Origin of the sequence: Listeria sp. SHR_NRA_18 (genome assembly GCF_003856515.1) — a bacterium.
Taxonomy (GTDB): Bacteria; Bacillota; Bacilli; order Lactobacillales; family Listeriaceae; genus Listeria_A; species Listeria_A newyorkensis.
In genome coordinates this window covers 1-389 of record NZ_QPKR01000107.1, presented here as the reverse complement: position 1 = coordinate 389, position 389 = coordinate 1, and the positions used below count along the sequence as shown (strand labels likewise).

Genomic DNA, 389 nt, shown 5'->3' with positions numbered 1-389 from the left:
TCTATATCCTGAGCGATGAGGTTTACGAGCATATCTGCTTTGCCAAAGGGGGGCACGCCAGCGTGTTGGCCCATCCGCAACTGCGTCAGCGGGCGATAGCCGTTTCCTCGTTTGGCAAAACCTTCCATATGACCGGCTGGAAAGTGGGTTATTGCGTGGCCCCGGCAGCGTTAAGCGCCGAGGTGCGCAAGGTTCACCAGTATCTGACGTTCTCGGTCAACACCCCAGCCCAGCTGGCCTTGGCCGATATGCTACGCAATGAGCCAGAACACTGGCAGCAGCTACCCGCGTTCTACCGAGCCAAACGCGATCGATTTGTGCAGGCGCTAGCTAACAGCAGGCTGGAAATTCTGCCCTGTGAAGGCACTTACTTCTTACTGGCCGATTAC

Annotated in this window: 1 protein-coding gene; it reads left to right on the top strand. The window is 56.8% G+C overall.

Going from position 1 to position 389, the window contains the following annotated elements; translation table 11 throughout:
* The coding region (locus DUK53_RS17360; protein ID WP_124893266.1) for an aminotransferase class I/II-fold pyridoxal phosphate-dependent enzyme at positions 1 to 389 on the top strand (389 nt) is incomplete at both ends.